The organism is Nocardioides sp., assembly GCF_031397825.1.
GTDB lineage: Bacteria > Actinomycetota > Actinomycetes > Propionibacteriales > Nocardioidaceae > Nocardioides.
In genome coordinates this window covers 1-15,562 of the sequence record NZ_JANNML010000143.1, presented here as the reverse complement: position 1 = coordinate 15,562, position 15,562 = coordinate 1, and the positions used below count along the sequence as shown (strand labels likewise).

The 15,562-nt window shown below is 70.9% G+C and carries 15 protein-coding genes; 11 read left to right on the top strand and 4 right to left on the bottom strand.

From position 1 onward, the window contains the following. The first annotated feature begins 1 nt into the window (after window position 1). The 7 genes from RMN98_RS12545 to RMN98_RS12515 all read left to right on the top strand — a co-directional run bounded on the left by RMN98_RS12545 (window position 2) and on the right by RMN98_RS12515 (window position 6,747). A complete protein-coding gene (locus RMN98_RS12545) occupies window positions 2-931 on the top strand; it encodes an acetaldehyde dehydrogenase (acetylating) (RefSeq protein ID WP_309649151.1) in 930 nt (309 codons plus the stop codon). After that, window positions 928-2,019 carry a 4-hydroxy-2-oxovalerate aldolase gene (gene dmpG, locus RMN98_RS12540; RefSeq protein ID WP_309649150.1) on the top strand — a complete coding sequence of 364 codons (1,092 nt, stop codon included), beginning with the start codon at window positions 928-930 and terminating at the stop codon, window positions 2,017-2,019. Before RMN98_RS12545 ends, dmpG begins: the two co-directional genes overlap by 4 nt. Before the next feature lie 153 nt (window positions 2,020-2,172). Continuing rightward, complete coding sequence (hsaA, locus tag RMN98_RS12535) at window positions 2,173-3,339, top strand: 3-hydroxy-9,10-secoandrosta-1,3,5(10)-triene-9,17-dione monooxygenase oxygenase subunit (protein ID WP_309649149.1); 1,167 nt, start codon at window positions 2,173-2,175, stop codon at window positions 3,337-3,339. 6 nt (window positions 3,340-3,345) lie between these two features. Beyond that, a complete protein-coding gene (gene hsaD / locus RMN98_RS12530; protein WP_309649148.1) occupies window positions 3,346-4,248 on the top strand; it encodes a 4,5:9,10-diseco-3-hydroxy-5,9,17-trioxoandrosta-1(10),2-diene-4-oate hydrolase in 903 nt (300 codons plus the stop codon). Beyond that, entirely contained in the window at window positions 4,248-5,147 is a 900-nt protein-coding gene (hsaC, locus tag RMN98_RS12525; RefSeq protein WP_309649147.1) for an iron-dependent extradiol dioxygenase HsaC, read from the top strand. Before hsaD ends, hsaC begins: the two co-directional genes overlap by 1 nt. 20 nt (window positions 5,148-5,167) lie before the next feature. Further along, window positions 5,168-5,809, top strand: coding sequence for a flavin reductase family protein (locus tag RMN98_RS12520; protein ID WP_309649146.1), 642 nt, complete (start codon window positions 5,168-5,170; stop codon window positions 5,807-5,809). A gap of 35 nt (window positions 5,810-5,844) precedes the next feature. Further along, window positions 5,845-6,747, top strand: coding sequence for an alpha/beta hydrolase (locus RMN98_RS12515; RefSeq protein WP_309649145.1), 903 nt, complete (start codon window positions 5,845-5,847; stop codon window positions 6,745-6,747). A gap of 223 nt (window positions 6,748-6,970) precedes the next feature. Here RMN98_RS12515 and RMN98_RS12510 read toward each other — a convergent pair whose 3' ends face one another. The 4 genes from RMN98_RS12510 to RMN98_RS12495 form a co-directional block, all read right to left on the bottom strand. After that, window positions 6,971-7,960 (bottom strand): acyl-CoA dehydrogenase family protein, encoded by a 990-nt coding sequence (locus tag RMN98_RS12510; protein WP_309649144.1) that lies wholly within the window; start codon window positions 7,958-7,960, stop codon window positions 6,971-6,973. Then, complete coding sequence (locus RMN98_RS12505; RefSeq protein ID WP_309649143.1) at window positions 7,960-8,850, bottom strand: acyl-CoA dehydrogenase family protein; 891 nt, start codon at window positions 8,848-8,850, stop codon at window positions 7,960-7,962. The genes RMN98_RS12510 and RMN98_RS12505 overlap by 1 nt, the downstream gene beginning before the upstream one ends. Window positions 8,851-8,932: 82 nt before the next feature. After that, entirely contained in the window at window positions 8,933-10,087 is a 1,155-nt protein-coding gene (locus RMN98_RS12500) for an acyl-CoA dehydrogenase family protein (protein WP_309649142.1), read from the bottom strand. 1 nt (window position 10,088) lies between these two features. Then, entirely contained in the window at window positions 10,089-11,603 is a 1,515-nt protein-coding gene (locus tag RMN98_RS12495) for a FadD3 family acyl-CoA ligase (protein ID WP_309649141.1), read from the bottom strand. Between the two features lie 46 nt (window positions 11,604-11,649). Here RMN98_RS12495 and RMN98_RS12490 point away from each other — a divergent pair, with 46 nt between their 5' ends. Genes RMN98_RS12490 through RMN98_RS12475 form a run of 4 tightly spaced genes read left to right on the top strand, consistent with a single transcriptional unit; the run spans window position 11,650 to window position 15,426 of the window. After that, window positions 11,650-12,855 (top strand): acyl-CoA dehydrogenase family protein, encoded by a 1,206-nt coding sequence (locus RMN98_RS12490; RefSeq protein ID WP_309649140.1) that lies wholly within the window; start codon window positions 11,650-11,652, stop codon window positions 12,853-12,855. Further along, complete coding sequence (locus tag RMN98_RS12485) at window positions 12,852-13,655, top strand: SDR family oxidoreductase (protein ID WP_309649139.1); 804 nt, start codon at window positions 12,852-12,854, stop codon at window positions 13,653-13,655. Before RMN98_RS12490 ends, RMN98_RS12485 begins: the two co-directional genes overlap by 4 nt. 12 nt (window positions 13,656-13,667) lie before the next feature. Next, the gene (locus RMN98_RS12480) at window positions 13,668-14,270 is read left to right on the top strand and encodes a TetR/AcrR family transcriptional regulator (RefSeq protein WP_309649138.1); all 603 of its coding nucleotides are present in this window, start codon (window positions 13,668-13,670) and stop codon (window positions 14,268-14,270) included. Further along, entirely contained in the window at window positions 14,263-15,426 is a 1,164-nt protein-coding gene (locus RMN98_RS12475; protein ID WP_309649137.1) for an acetyl-CoA C-acetyltransferase, read from the top strand. The genes RMN98_RS12480 and RMN98_RS12475 overlap by 8 nt, the downstream gene beginning before the upstream one ends. Window positions 15,427-15,562 lie beyond the last annotated feature (136 nt).

Below are 15,562 nucleotides of genomic sequence, written 5' to 3'. Positions count from 1 at the left end.
CATGACCAGCACGCACAGGACCAAGCTGACCGCCGCGATCGTCGGGCCCGGCAACATCGGCACCGACCTGCTCTACAAGCTGCTCCGGTCGGACGTCATCGAGCCGCGCTGGATGATCGGCGTCGACCCCTCCTCCGAGGGGCTGCGTCTCGCGGCCGACAAGGGCCTCGAGGCCTCCCACGAGGGCGTCGACTGGCTGCTCAAGCAGGACGTGCTGCCGGACCTGATCTTCGAGGCGACCTCGGCCTACGTGCACCGCGAGTACGCCCCGCGCTACGAGGAGGCCGGCATCCGGGCGATCGACCTGACGCCCGCCGCTGTCGGGCCTGCCGTCATCCCGCCGGTCAACGGCGAGGAGCACGTGTCCGCGTGGAACGTCAACATGATCACCTGCGGCGGTCAGGCCACGATCCCGATGGTGGCGGCCGTCTCGCGCGCCACTCAGGCCTCCGGCGGGGTGTCCTACGCCGAGATCGTGGCCTCGGTCTCGTCGATGTCCGCCGGCCCCGGCACGCGCGCCAACATCGACGAGTTCACCCGCACGACGTCCACGGGCGTCATGTCCATCGGGGGAGCCGAGCGCGGCAAGGCGATCATCATCCTCAACCCCGCCGAGCCGCCGATGATCATGCGCGACACGATCTACTGCGCGGTCTCGCCCGACGCCGACCGCGACGCGATCATCGCCTCGGTCTTCGCGATGGAGAAGGCGGTCCAGGAGTACGTCCCGGGCTACCGGCTCCTCCAGGAACCCCAGATCGACGAGCCGTCGGCCGCCACCCAGGGCCAGACCAAGGTCTCGGTCTTCGTGGAGGTCGAGGGCGCCGGTGACTTCCTGCCGCCCTACGCCGGCAACCTCGACATCATGACCGCCGCGGCCACGCAGGTCGGCCAGAACATCGCCCGCTCCGTCCTTGGAGGTGTCGCATGAGCGACCTCAACGCCCTGTCCCGCACCTGGTCCGGCACCCACGGCACCGAGCCGTGGGGCGACCTCGACCTGCGGCTGACCGACACCTGCCTGCGCGACGGCTCGCACCACAAGCGGCACCAGTTCACCGCGACCGAGGTGCACGACATCGTCGAGGCGCTCGATGCGTCCGGGGTGCCGGTCATCGAGGTGACCCACGGCGACGGGCTCGGAGGGTCGTCGTTCAACTACGGCTTCTCCCGCACCCCGGAGCAGGAGCTCATCAAGATCGCGGCCGAGACCGCCAAGCGCGCCAAGATCGCCTTCCTGATGCTGCCCGGACTCGGCACCAAGGACGACATCCGCGCCGCGCAGGACAACGGCGGCCAGATCTGTCGCGTCGCCACGCACTGCACCGAGGCCGACGTCTCGATCCAGCACTTCGGGCTGGCCCGCGAGCTGGGCCTGGAGACCGTCGGCTTCCTGATGATGAGCCACACCCAGCCGCCCGAGGTCCTCGCTGCGCAGGCTCGGATCATGGTGGACGCGGGTTGCCAGTGCGTCTACGTCGTCGACTCCGCCGGCGCGCTCGTCATGGAGCAGACCGCCGACCGGGTCGCCGCGGTCGTCGCCGAGATCGGCCACGAGGCCACGGTGGGCTTCCACGGCCACGAGAACCTCGGCCTCGGTGTCGCCAACACCGTCATCGCCGCCCGCGCCGGCGCGACCCAGATCGACGGCTCCGTGCGCCGCTTCGGCGCGGGCGCCGGCAACACCCCGCTCGAGGCCTTCGTCGGCGTCTGCGACAAGCTCGGCTGGAAGACCGGCATCGACTTCCTCACCATCGTCGACGCCTCCGAGGACGTCATCCGGCCGGCCATGCCCGAGGAGTGCCAGCTCGACCGGATGACGCTGATGATGGGCTACGCCGGTGTCTACTCCTCCTTCCTCAAGCACGCCGGCAACGCCGCCGAGCGCTACGACGTCTCCGGCGCCAAGATCCTGCTCGAGGCCGGTCGCCGCAAGCTGATCGGCGGCCAGGAGGACCAGCTCATCGACATCGCGCTGATGCTGCGTGCCGAGGCCGACAAGGCCGCCGCCAACGGGTGAGCGTGGTCGCTGGGTCCGGCGTGGAGGAGCCCTGGTCAGGCCCATACCCCCCACCGCATCGAGAACTGCATAAGTTGCGCAGGCCCCTGGATATGGCCCAAAACAAGAACGTGTTCTAGTATTGGGGTCGTCCCACCATGACAGGAGATCGAGATGTCCCAGGCTGTGCTCGACGGTGTTCGTGATCTGCTCCCCACGTTCCGTGACCGCGCTGACGAGACCGAGCGTCTGCGCGTCGTCCCGGAGTCCAACATCAAGGAGCTCGAGGAGACCGGCTTCTTCAAGCTGCTCCAGCCGAAGCGGTTCGACGGCCACGAGGCCGACCCGATCACCTTCTACACCGCGGTGCGCGACATCGCGAGCGCCTGCGGGTCGACTGGCTGGGTCTCCAGCGTCGTGGGCGTCCACCCCTGGCAGGTGGCACTGTTCGCCGACGAGGCGCAGCAGGCGGTCTGGGGCGAGGACACCAACACGCGCCTGAGCTCGTCCTACGCACCGACCGGCAAGGCGACCGTGACCGAGGGTGGCTACATCCTCTCGGGCAAGTGGAGCTTCTCCTCCGGCTGCGACCACTGCTCGTGGGTGCTGCTCGGCGGCCTGGTCTTCAACGCGGACGGCAACGTCATCGACTTCAAGACCTTCATGGTGCCACGCGACAAGTACACGATCATCGACGTCTGGCACATGGTCGGCCTGAGCGGCACCGGCTCCAACGACATCCTCGTCGAGGACGTGTTCATCCCCGAGGCCTTCACGCTGAGCATGGGTGAGACCGGGCAGTGCAAGGGCCCGGGCCAGGAGCAGAACACCTCCGACCTCTACAAGCTGCCCTTCCACTCGATCTTCACCGGCACCATCACCACGCCGATCATCGGGATGGCGATGGGCGCCTACGCCGACCACATCGAGATGCAGCAGAAGCGCAGCCGCGCGGCCTACCTCGGCGAGAAGGCCTCCAAGGACCCCTTCGCCATGGTCCGCATCGCCCGCGCCTCCTCGGAGATCGACGCCGCCTGGGCCCTGCTGGTCAACAACATCCGTGAGGAGCAGGACTACGTCGCCAAGGGGGAGAAGATCCCGCTCGGCACCCGTCTGAAGGTCCGCCGCGACCAGGTCATCGGCAGCCAGCGCGCCATCGAGGCGATCGACGCGCTCTTCGAGGCGTCCGGCGGTCGTGCCCTGACCGAGGGCACCTACCTCCAGCGCGCCTGGCGCGACGCCCACGCGGGTCGGGTGCACGCGGCCAACGACCCCGAGCGCGCGCTGCAGATGTTCGGCGCCCACGAGTTCGGCCACAAGGTCGACCCCGGGATGTACTGACCTGCGATGACGGACTTCTCCCAGGAAGCGACTCGGCGCTCGGCGAAGGCCGGCGAGATCACCCTCAACTACTACGAGGCGGGGGTCACGACCGGCCTCGGTGGGGGGCTGCCGCTCGTCATGCTCCACGGCGGCGGGCCCGGCGCCAGCGCGTGGTCCAACTTCGGCCGCGCGCTGCCCGGCTTCGCCGCGAGCTTCCGCACCCTGCTCGTCGACCAGCCGGGCTTCGGCGCCTCCGACAAGCCTCCCGTGGTGGGCAACTTCTACCGCCACGCGGCCGACCACGTCGTGAAGCTGCTCGACGAGCTCGGCATCGACAAGGTGCACCTGCTGGGCAACAGCCTCGGTGGCGGTACGGCGATGCGCCTCGCGCTCACCTACCCCGACCGGGTCGGACGGCTGGTGCTGATGGGCCCCGGCGGGCTGTCGCTCAACCTCTTCCACTCCGACCCGACCGAGGGCGTGCAGCGGTTGATGGACTTCGGGGCCGACCCGACCCGCGACAAGCTGCGCGCGTTCATCTCCACCATGGTCGTCGACCAGTCGCTCGTCACCGACGAGCTGGTCGAGGAGCGCTTCGCCGACGCGACCGCGCCTGGCGCCCAGGAGGCGATGCGCTCCATGGGCATGTCGTTCTGGAACCCCGAGACGGCCGAGGACGGGATGCTCTGGCGCGAGGCGCACCGCCTGCGCAAGCACACCCTGCTCACCTGGGGTCGCGAGGACCGCGTCAACCCGCTCGACGGCGCGATGGTCGCGCTCAAGCTCATCTCGAAGGCGTCTCTGCATGTCTTCCCCAACTGCGGGCACTGGGCACAGATCGAGGCTGCCGACGAGTTCCGTGACGTGGCCACGTCGTTCTACGCACGGCACGTCGAGCGGCGTGCCGCACCGCCCCAGGAGTCCTGATGACCATCGACATCAAGTCCATGGGTTACGTCCGCGTGGCCTCCACCGACCTCGAGCAGTGGCGCACCTTCGCCGGCAAGGTCCTCGGGCTGGCCGAGGGACGCGGGCCCGACCCCGTGCACCAGTACTGGCGCATCGACCAGGTCTCCGCCCGGCTCGTGGTCTTCCCCTCCGACGTCGACCAGCTCTCCGCGGTCGGCTGGGAGGTCGCCGACCCGCGCGCGCTCCAGGAGGCACGTGAGCACCTGCAGAAGGCCGGTGTCGCCTTCGAGGAGGGCACGGCCGAGGAGCTCGCCGAGCGACGCGTGCAGGAGCTCGTGCGGTTCAGCGACCCGTGGGACAACGTCTTCGAGCTGTTCCACGGCATCACCTACGAGTCGCACCCGCTCGTGACGCCGTACGCCGCCCGCTTCGTCACCGGCGACCAGGGGATGGGCCACATCGTGCTGCCCGTCCTCGACGACGTCGAGGCGCTGCGGTTCTACACCGACGTGCTCGGCTTCCGCCTGCGCGACTCGATGAGCATGCCGGGGGAGTTCGTCGGCAAGGAGCCCGGCTCCAAGGTGTGGCTGCGCTTCCTCGGCGTCAACCCGCGCCACCACTCGCTCGCGTTCCTGCCGATGCCCAACGCGTCCAAGTGCGTCCATGTCATGCTCGAGGTCGAGGACCTCGACGACGTCGGTCGTGCGCTGACCCGCGTGCGCAAGCACCAGGCGCCGCTCTCGGCCACGCTCGGTCGGCACATGAACGACGAGATGGTGTCGTTCTACGTCAAGTCCCCGGGCGGCTTCGACGTCGAGTTCGGCACCGACGGCCTGACCGTCGAGGACGATCGCTGGGTGGCCCGGGAGTCGACGGCCGTGTCTTACTGGGGACACGACTTCGGCGGAGGCCACTGAGGATGGCTAGCGTTGGGGCCATGCCACACCACTCCGGGACTCCCGAGATCCCCGAGGGGATGAGCCACGACGCTCGTGAGACCTGGCCCAGCCCCGAGCTCATCAGCTCCTGGCTCGGGGACGTCGACCTCGACGTCGAGTGGCGTCCCGGGGAGGGCTCGGGCGTCCACGCGGACGACCCGGAGGCCGTCGCTGCCGCGCGGCGCTTCCGCGACGTCCTCGGCAGCTTCGCCTCGGGGGTCACCGTCGTCACCTCCACGAGCAACGGCGAGCCGGTCGGCATGACCTGCCAGTCGTTCTCCAGCGTCTCGCTCGACCCGCCGCTCGTGCTCTTCATCCCGGCCAAGACCTCGCGGGCGTGGCCGCTCATGCAGCGCTCCGGCAAGTTCTGCGTCAACTTCCTCGCCGCGGACCAGGCGGAGCTCTCCAACACGATGGCCAGCCGTGGCACCGACAAGTTCGCCGGCGTCGACTGGGCCCCCTCGGCCGCGACCGGCTCCCCGCTCTTCGCCGACACCGTCGGGTTCGTCGACTGCACCATCCACGCGGTCCACGAGGCCGGCGACCACTACGTCGTGATCGGCCGTGTCCTCGACCTCGGCCTCCAAGGCGCCGAGACACCGCTGCTGTTCTACAAGGGCCAGTACCGCTCGACGGACTGACCAAACCGCGGCGGGACCGGCGTCGAAGGAATGGTGTGGAGACGATCACGTTCGACAGCCATGGTGTCCGCTGCGAGGCCTGGCTGCTGTCAGCCCGGTCCGACGCCCTGACGACCGCGTCCGGAAGGCCGTGCGTCGTGATGGGGCACGGGTTCGGTGCGACCCGCGACGCCGGGCTCCTGCCCTTCGCGGAGCGCTTCGCCGACGCCGGAGCCGACGTGCTCGTCTTCGACTACCGCGGCTTCGGCACGTCCGACGGCTGGCCGCGGCAGGACGTGGACCACCGCCGCCACCGTGAGGACTACCGAGCCGCGGTGGCGGCGGCGCGCCAGCTCGAGGGCGTCGACCCTGACCGGATCGTGCTGTGGGGGAGCTCCTACTCCGGCGGTCACGTGGTCGTCGTGGCAGCCGGAGACCCCCGGATCGCCGGGGTGATCAGCCAGGGCGCGGCGATGGACGGGCTTGCGGCCTTCCGCGGGGTGCAGCAGACCAGTGGGAGCGGCAAGGCGCTCGCGCTGACCGGGGCCGGGCTCAAGGACCTCGGGCGATGGGTGACCCGTCGCGAGCCGTTCCTCGTGCCGGTCGTGGGCGAGCCGGGCACGGCTGCGGTGATCTCGGCACCGGGGGCGGTGGCCGGCTACGGCGCCATCATGGGGCCGACGTTCCGCAACGAGATGTGTGCCCGGGGGATCCTGCGGATCGCCGCCAACCGCCCGGTGCGGCACGCAGCCGCGGTGCAGTGCCCCGTGCTCCTGGTCATCGCGGAGCAGGACAACATCGCCCCGGTGGCGTCGGTGCACGAGGTCGCTCGACGGCTGGGCGACCGGGCGCAGACCGTGTCGTTCGACTGCGGTCACTTCGACGTCTACGTCGACGAGGTGTTCGAGCCCAACGTCACCGCGCAGGTCGCCTTCCTGGAGAAGGTGCTGGCGCCCTGAGCCGGGTGTCCTGCGGCCCGCGTCAGATGCGGGTGCGGATGGGGTTGGCGAGCATCCCCTGGGGATAGGCGTCGTCCGTGCCGGGGAGGGTCGTGACCTCCGGGGACTCGCGGGACTCGGTGACGTCGTCGAGGTCGTCCATGACCTGAGCCTAGGGATCGGTGTGCCACTGCCGGCACACGGATCCTCCACGAATCCCCCACAAGCACGGGGGTTCCGGTCCTCAGAGGTCGAGCAGCGCGCGGTGCTCGTGGGCCTGGCCGAAGAGCTGACCGAGCGCGTGCGCGCGCTTGAGCACCAGGTGCGCGTCGTGCTCCCACGTGATGGCGATGCCCCCGTGCATCTGCACGGTCTCCCCGGCGATGCGGGCCAGCGCGTCGGAGCAGTAGGACTTGGCGACATGGGTGAGTCGCTCGGCGTTGTCCGCGCCGCTGGAGATGGCGTACGACGCCGCCCACGACGCCGAGCGCGACATCTCGAGCAGCACCAGCATGTCGGCCATGCGGTGCTTGAGCGCCTGGAAGGAGCCGATCTGGCGACCGAACTGCACGCGGTCCAACGTGTAGGCGACGGTCATGTCCAACGCGCGGGCGGCCAGCCCGGCCTGGAGCGCGGCGGTGCCGACGGCACCCACGAGGCGGGCGCGCGCGAGCGCCGCAGCGGCGTCACCGATGACGGTCGTCGTGGCGCCCGTCAGGTCGACGTGCGCCAGGCGGATCGTCTGGTCCATCGACTCGGCCCACGTGCGGGTGGCGCTGGCCGGGTCGACCTCGACCAGCCCGGCCTCGGTGACCGCCACCAGCACGGTGGCGATGTCGCCGTCGAGGACCGGTCCGTCGTCGAGCACGATCGCCGCGACCTCGCCGGCCGCGATGCGCGGCAGAAGTCGCCGCTTGGCCTCCTCGTCGGCTCCGGCGAGCAGCGCCTCCGTCACCACCAGGGACGACAGCAGGGGGCTGGGCGCCAGGGACCTGCCGAGCTCCTCGAGGACGATCAGCGGCTCGAGGAGGGTGAAGCCTGCGCCGTCGTAGGCCTCGGGGACGGCGAGAGCGCTGACGCCGATCTGCTCGCACAGCGTCTGCCAGAGGGCCTCGTCGTGCCCGAGGTCGGAGCTCATCGCAGCCCGCACCGCGCGCGAGTCGGCGCGCTTGTCCAGCAGCGAGCGGACCATCGTGGCCAGCTCGTGCTGCTCGGGGGAGAACGCGAAGTCCATCAGCCCACCAGCTCGCGGAGGATGGCGCCGCGGTGGTGGGCGGGGGCGCCCCAGGCGGTCACGAGCGCGCGGACCTTGGTGATCCAGATGCTCAGGTCCAGCTCCGCGGTGTAGCCGATCGCGCCGTGGACCTGGAGGCCCGTGCGCGAGGCGAGGTAGGCGGCGTCGGCCGTGGCCACCTTCGCGGCCGAGGCGCTGACCTCGCCGAGCGCCGCCCCGAGGACCAGTGGTCGGGCGAAGTCGAGAGCGATGCGCACGTCGGCCAAGGCGTGCTTGATCGCCTGGTAGGAGCCGATCTCGCGCCCGAACTGCCGGCGCTGCTTCACGTAGGTCACGGCGTCGGCCAGGATCCGCTCACCGGCGCCGAGGAGCTGGGCCGCCGTGGCCAGCACGGCGAGGTCGAACGCTGCGTCGAGGTCGCCGTGCTCGACGCGCTCGCCCGGCGTGACCGTGAAGAGGTGCCGGGTGCCGTCGACCGAGGCCTTCGCCTGGCCTGCCGTGGCGCGGTGCAGCGAGCCGTCCGTCCTGACGAGGACCTGGTCGGCCACGTCGGCGTCCAGGGCGTAGGGGACCAGCGGCGGGACGGCGACCGTCGCCACGCCCTCGACCTCGTGGCCGAGGGCGAGCGGGAGGTAGGCCGCGGACTCGACCCACGGCCCCGGCACCGCGTGCCGGCCCAGCGCCTCGAAGGCGATGCACAGCTCCACAGGGGTGGCCTCGGTGGCCAGCATCGTCAGTCCCTGCTCGGCCAGTCGCTTCCACAGGTGCAGGCCGGGAGCGTGGTCGCCGGCCGCCCAGGCGCGGGCCGTGCCGACGGTGTCGGCGGACGACAGCAGCGACTCCAACGACGACGCGAAGTCGCGTTGGTCCTCGGTCAGCTCGAACCTCACGTCCTGACTCCCTTCAGCTCGCTGTGCCTGTTCGCATGCCTCAGTACGGCGGCGAAGGTCTCGGTGGTCGTGCCGCGGGCGGTCACGTGCCGCCTCCCTTCGGCTCGCGGGGCAGCCCCAGGATCCGCTCCGCCACGATGTTGCGCTGCACCTCGTTGGTGCCGGCATAGATGGGCCCCGACAGCGAGAAGACGTAGCCGTCGAGCCAGGACGACTCGACCTCGGCCTCCGGGCCGAGCAGGTCGAGGGCCGTCTCGTGCAGGGCGATGTCGAGCTCGGACCAGAAGACCTTGTTGACCGACCCGGCGGCCCCCATGTCGCCGCCGCCGGCCAGGCGCGTGACCGTGCCCCAGGTGTAGAGCCGGTAGGCCTGGGCCTTGAGCCACGCGTCGACCACCCCGTCGTGGGACGCCGGACCGGCGTCGGGTGACGCCCTGCAGAGCTCGACGAGCCGGTCGGCCGCGGCACAGAACCGCCCGGGCGAGCGCAGGGAGAGCCCCCGCTCGTTTCCGGCGGTGCTCATCGCGACGCTCCACCCCTCGCCGACCCCACCGAGCACGTCGGCGTCGGGCACGAAGACGTCCTCGAAGAAGATCTCCGCGAAGCCGGCCTCCCCGTCGAGCTGTGCGATCGGGCGCACCGTGACGCCCTCGGCGTCGAGGGGGAAGAGGAAGTAGGTCAACCCGGCGTGACGCTGGGCCTCGGGGTCGGAGCGGAACAGCCCGAAGCCCCAGTGGGCGAAGGAGGCCCGCGAGGACCAGGTCTTCTGCCCGTTGAGCAGCCATCCGCCGCGCGCCTCGTCGCGTCGGGCCGTGGACGTCAGGGAGGCCAGGTCGGAGCCGGCCTCCGGCTCGGACCAGCACTGCGCCCAGACCTGCTCACCGGTGGCCATCGACGGCAGGAAGCGGTCCTGCTGCTCCGGGGTGCCGTGGTCGAAGAGGATCGGCGCCAGCAGGAAGATGCCGTTCTGCGAGACACGACCGGGCGCGCCGGCGCGGTAGTACTCCTCCTCGAAGACCACCCACTCGACCAGCGAGGCCTCACGACCGTGGTAGGCCTCGGGCCACGACACGACCGACCAGCGTGCCGCCGAGAGGCGGGCCTCCCACTCCTGGTGGGCCACCCAGCCCTCGGCGGTGTCCATCGACGGCAACGGCTGGCTCGGCACGTTGGCCGCGAGCCAGGCCCGTGCCTCGGCCTGGAAGGCCAGCTCCGACTCCGACAGGGTCAGGTCCATCTCAGTCCTCTCGCAGGGCGGTCTTGAGGACCTTGCCCGACAGGTTGCGGGGGAGTGCGTCCACGAAGACGACGTGTCGCGGCACCTTGAAGTTGGCGAGCCGCTCGCGGGCGAAGGCGACGACCGTCTCGGGGGTGAGGTCGGCGCCGGAGGGCTGGCCGGCGCGGACGACGTACGCCGTGCCGACCTCGCCCAGGCGCTCGTCGGGCGAGCCGACCACGGCGACGTCGGCGATCCCGTCGAGGCGGGTGAGGGCTTGCTCGACCTCGGCTGGATAGACGTTGAAGCCGCCGGAGATGTACATGTCCTTGAGCCGGTCGGTGATGCGCAGGTTGCCCGCGTCGTCGACCGTCCCGACATCGCCGGTGTGGAGCCAGCCGTCGGCGTCGATCGCCTCGGCGGTCGCCGCGGGGTCGTCGAGGTAACCGAGCATCACGTGCTCCCCACGCAGCAGCAGCTCGCCGGGCTCGCCCGGAGCGGCATCGATGCGGAGCTCCATGCCGGGGATGGCGCGACCGCAGGTGGTCGCGACGGTCTGCGCGGAGTCGCCCTCGCGGCACATCGTGGCGACGACGGCCTCGGTCATGCCGAAGGCGGTGACGACCTGGTCGATCGCCAGGCCCTCGGGCTCGGCGGCGCGCATCCGCTCGATCAGCACGACCGGCACGACCGCAGCACCCGTGACGGCCAGCCGCAGCGACGAGAGGTCTCGCTCCGTGCGACCCGGGGCGCCCAGCAGGGACTGGTAGATCGTCGGCGCACCCGGCAGCAGCGTGATGTGCTCGGACTCGACGAGGCGCATCGTGGCCTCTGCGTCGAAGGTCGCGACGGGATAGAGCGTCGCGCCGGTCAGCAGCCCCACCACGATGCCGATCTTGTAGCCGAAGGAGTGGAAGAACGGGTTGACCACGAGGTAGCGGTCATCGGCCCGCACTCCGCCCAGGTCGGCCCACGCCTGCGCGACGCCTATGGTCTGGCGGTGCGCCGACATCGCGCCCTTGGAGCGGCCGGTCGTGCCGGAGGTGAAGAGGATGTCGGCCACGTCGTCGCGGGACACCGCGTCGGCCACCACGTCGATGTCGCCGGGCGCGGTGAGCACGTCGTCGAGGCGCGTGACCTCGAGGATCTCGACGACCGTCGACAGCGCGCTGGCGGCGCGCAGGTCCGCGACCTGGGTGCGCCCGAGGAAGCCGTCGGCCACGACGACGAGCACGGCGCCGGTGCGGTCGACCACGTCGGCGACCTCGGGGCCCGTGTAGCGCGAGTTGACCGGGACGAGCGTGCCGCCGGCGTACGTCACGGCGAGAGCGGCCACCGCCCAGTCGATGCTGTTGGGCGCCCAGACGACGACGCGGCCCCCGGGCCCGAGGCCCCGGGTGCGGTAGCCGGCCGCCACCGCCCGCACCCGCTCGAGGAGGGCGGTGAAGGACAGGACCCGGTCGCCGTCGACGTACGCCGGGTGGTCACCGAAACGCCCGGCAGCATCGCGCAGGACCTGCGGCAGGGTCGTCGTCATCGCCTCTCCTATCCATACCAAGCAAGTGCTTGGTAGGGTAGCACTCGTGGACCTGAGCTACTCCGAGGAAGACCAGGCGTTCCGGGTCGAGATCCGGACCTGGCTCGAGGACAACCTGACCGGCGAGTGGGCCGCCCTGCGCGGTGTCGGCGGCCCCGGGCGCGACCACGAGCTGTTCGCCGAGCGGCTCGCGTGGAACCGGCACCTCGCCGCCCACGGCTGGACCTGTGTCGGGTGGCCGGTCGAGCACGGTGGTCGCGGGCTGAGCCTGTGGCAGCAGGTGATCTTCCACGAGGAGTACGCCCGCGCCCAGGGCCCGGCTCGTGTCAACCACCTCGGCGAGGAGCTGATGGGGCCGACGCTGATCGCCTTCGGCACGCCCGAGCAGCAGGCTCGTTTCCTGCCGAGGATCGTGGCGGTCGAGGAGCTGTGGGCGCAGGGCTACTCCGAGCCCGGCGCCGGCTCCGACCTGGCCAACGTGCAGACGAAGGCGCGCCTGTCCGACGACGGACGGGAGTGGGTGATCGACGGGCAGAAGGTGTGGACGTCCAACGCCCACCTGTCGCAGTGGGTCTTCGTGATCGCGCGCACCGAGCCCGGCTCGCAGCGTCACCATGGCCTGTCGTTCCTGCTCGTGCCGCTGGACCAGGAGGGCGTCGACGTGCGTCCGATCGAGCAGCTGACCGGGGGCTCGGAGTTCAACGAGGTCTTCTTCACCGGCGCTCGCACCGACGCCGACCTGGTCGTCGGCGAGGTCGGCAGGGGCTGGCCCGTCGCGATGGGGCTGCTCGGCTTCGAGCGTGGGGTGTCCACGCTCGCGCAGACCGTCGACTACGCCCGCGAGCTCGCCGGGGTGGTCGACCTGGCCAAGCAGACCGGGGCGATCGACGACCCGGTCCTGCGCGACCGGCTCGCGTCGCTGAGCGCCGAGCTCGAGGTGACCCGCTCCTTCGCCCTGCGCGGTCTCTCGTCGGTCGAGGGCGGCTCCGACTCGGCCGCCGGCGGGGGAGCGGGCTCGATCTTCAAGCTGGTCTGGGCCAACTGGCACCAGCGGCTCGGCGAGGTCGCGATGCAGGTCGCCGGTCCCGCCTCGCTGCTCGCGCGGGAGTCGGACACCCCCTACGACCTCGACGAGTGGCAACGACTCTTCCTCTTCTCCCGCGCCGACACGATCTACGGCGGCAGCGACGAGGTCCAGAAGAACATCCTCGCCGAGCGCGTGCTCGGCCTTCCGAAGGAGCCCCGCGGATGACCACGACCAGAGCCGAGCAGCCCGTCCCCGACTACGTCCCCGGCCACGACCTGCTCGTGGGCAAGGTCGTCGTCGTGACCGCTGCGGCGGGCGCGGGCATCGGCGCCGCCGTCGTACGACGGGTGCTCGAGGAGGGTGCCCAGGCCGTCGTGTTCAGCGACACGCACGCGCGCAGGCTGGCGGAGGCCGAGGCCGCGCTGGCCGAGGAGTTCGGCGCCGACCGCGTGCGCCAGCTCGTCTGCGACGTGACCGACGAGGCCCAGGTGGCAGCGCTCCTGGACGTCGCCGACGAGCTCGGCGGCGTTGACGTGATGATCAACAACGCCGGCCTCGGCGGCACCGCCAACGTGCTCGAGATGACCGACGAGCAATGGCTCAAGGTCCTCGACATCACGCTCACCGGCACCTTCCGCTGCGTGCGCGCGGCAGGTCAGCGCTTCGTCGCCTCGGGCACGAGGGGTGTGATCATCAACAACGCCTCGGTGATCGGGTGGCGTGCGCAGGAGGGCCAGGCGCACTACGCCGCTGCCAAGGCCGGGGTGATGGCGCTGACCCGTTGTGCCGCGCTCGACCTGGCGCCGCACGGCATCCGCGTCAACGCGGTCTCGCCGAGCCTGGCGATGCACCCGTTCCTCGCCAAGGTCACCTCCGACGAGCTGCTCCACGAGCTCAAGCAGCGCGAGGCCTTCGGCCGGGCGGCCGAGCCGTGGGAGGTGGCCAACGTGATGGTGATGCTGGCCAGCGACTACGCGTCGTACATGACCGGCGAGGTCGTCGCCGTCAGCTCGCAGCAGGCCTGAGAGGCTTCGGTCGTGGCAACGCGTGAGGACGAGGCGAGCGCCGGCAACCGGCGCGCGGAGCTGTTGAGCATCGCGGCCGGGCTGTTCGCCGAGAAGGGCTTCAAGAACACCACGGTGCGCGACATCGCGGACGCCTCCGGGATCCAGTCGGGCAGCCTCTACCACCACTTCGACTCCAAGGAGTCGATGGTCGACGAGATCCTCTCGACCTTCCAGGAGGAGCTGTTCGGCTCCTACGACGAGATCCTCACCAGCACCGACGGCCCGCGCGCCAGGCTGGAGCGCGCCGTCCAGGTCTCCTTCGAGGCCATCGACCGGCACCGCCACGAAGTCGCGATCTTCCAGAACGAGGCCGACTACCTCGGTGGCTTCGAGCGCTTCGCCTACCTCGCCGAGCGCAATGCCCAGTCGCGCGCGGTGTGGATCACCCTGCTCGACGACGGTGTCCGCTCCGGGGCTCTGCGCGCCGACCTCGACATCGAGCTCACCTACCGCTTCATCCGCGACACCGTGTGGGTGGCGGTGAAGTGGTACCGCCCCGGCGGCACGCTCACCCACGCCCACGTCGCCGACCAGTACCTCCACATCCTCCTGGACGGGATCTCCCATGGCTGAGGCCTACATCATCGACGCGGTCCGCACCCCGGTCGGCAAGCGCGGAGGCGCGCTCGCTGCGATGCACTCCGCCGACCTTGCTGCCCACACGATCGGCGCGCTCATGCGTCGCACGGGCGTCGACCCGGGGGCCGTCGACGACGTGATCCTCGGGTGCTGCGACACCATCGGCTCCCAGGCCGGCGACGTCGCCCGCACCGCCTGGTTGGTCGCCGGGCTGCCCGACCACGTGCCCGGCGTGACCATCGACCGTCAGTGCGGCTCGTCCCAGCAGGCGGTGCACTTTGCCGCCCAGGGCGTCATGAGCGGCACCCAGGACCTCGTGGTCGCCGGTGGCGTGCAGAACATGAGCGCCATCCCGATCTCGGCCGCGATGCTGGTCGCCCAGCCGTACGGCTTCACCACGCCCTTCGCCGAGTCGCCGGGCTGGCAGGCGCGCTACGGCGACGTCGAGGTCTCGCAGTTCGCCTCCGCCGAGATGATCGCGGAGAAGTGGGACATCAGCCGTGAGGACATGGAGTCCTTCGCCCTGGCCTCCCACGAGCGCGCTCGGCTCGCGATCGCCGAGGGCCGCTTCGCACGTGAGATCGAGCCGGTCGTGCTTCCGGACGGGTCGACCTTCGCGGTCGACCAGTGCCCGCGCGAGACGTCGCTGGAGAAGATGGCAGGTCTGCAGCCCCTCGCCCCCGGCGGTCGCATCACGGCCGCCGTCGCCTCCCAGATCTGTGACGCCTCGACCGCGCTGCTCATCGCCTCCGAGGCGGCCGTCGCCGAGCACGGCCTCACCCCGCGGGCCCGCATCCACCACCTCACGGTGAAGGGCGACGACCCGGTCTGGATGCTCACCGGCCCGATCCGCGCCACGGCGCACGCCCTCGACAAGACCGGCCTCTCGATCGACGACATCGACCTCTTCGAGTGCAACGAGGCCTTCGCCTCGGTCGTGCTCGCGTGGATGAAGGAGACCGGCGCCCCGCACGAGCGCGTCAACGTCAACGGCGGCGGCATCGCCCTGGGCCACCCCATCGGCGCCACCGGCACCCGCCTCATGACCACGATGCTGGGCGAGCTCGAGCGCACGGGTGGTCGCTACGCCCTGCAGACCATGTGCGAGGGCGGCGGCCAAGCCAACGTGACGATCATCGAGCGACTGTAGGACGCCGAGTCGGCGCAATGTTGCGCGAGCGGGCGCGAGTCGGCGCAATGTTGCACGCCCGGGCCCGAGTCGGCGCAATGTTGCACGCCCGGCTGCAACGGGGCGCCGACACGGGGGGGGTTAGGCGACGTCGGGC

What these genes read in the sequence shown, in the direction of transcription:
- RMN98_RS12485 (WP_309649139.1), top strand. Translation starts at nt 12,852, where the DNA reads ATGACCACGACCAGAGCCGAGCAGCCCGTCCCCGACTACGTCCCCGGC.
- RMN98_RS12520 (WP_309649146.1), top strand. Translation starts at nt 5,168, where the DNA reads ATGCCACACCACTCCGGGACTCCCGAGATCCCCGAGGGGATGAGCCAC.
- RMN98_RS12495 (WP_309649141.1), bottom strand. Translation starts at nt 11,603, where the DNA reads ATGACGACGACCCTGCCGCAGGTCCTGCGCGATGCTGCCGGGCGTTTC.
- RMN98_RS12510 (WP_309649144.1), bottom strand. Translation starts at nt 7,960, where the DNA reads ATGGACTTCGCGTTCTCCCCCGAGCAGCACGAGCTGGCCACGATGGTC.
- hsaD (WP_309649148.1), top strand. Translation starts at nt 3,346, where the DNA reads ATGACGGACTTCTCCCAGGAAGCGACTCGGCGCTCGGCGAAGGCCGGC.
- RMN98_RS12545 (WP_309649151.1), top strand. Translation starts at nt 2, where the DNA reads ATGACCAGCACGCACAGGACCAAGCTGACCGCCGCGATCGTCGGGCCC.
- hsaA (WP_309649149.1), top strand. Translation starts at nt 2,173, where the DNA reads ATGTCCCAGGCTGTGCTCGACGGTGTTCGTGATCTGCTCCCCACGTTC.
- hsaC (WP_309649147.1), top strand. Translation starts at nt 4,248, where the DNA reads ATGACCATCGACATCAAGTCCATGGGTTACGTCCGCGTGGCCTCCACC.
- RMN98_RS12500 (WP_309649142.1), bottom strand. Translation starts at nt 10,087, where the DNA reads ATGGACCTGACCCTGTCGGAGTCGGAGCTGGCCTTCCAGGCCGAGGCA.
- dmpG (WP_309649150.1), top strand. Translation starts at nt 928, where the DNA reads ATGAGCGACCTCAACGCCCTGTCCCGCACCTGGTCCGGCACCCACGGC.
- RMN98_RS12475 (WP_309649137.1), top strand. Translation starts at nt 14,263, where the DNA reads ATGGCTGAGGCCTACATCATCGACGCGGTCCGCACCCCGGTCGGCAAG.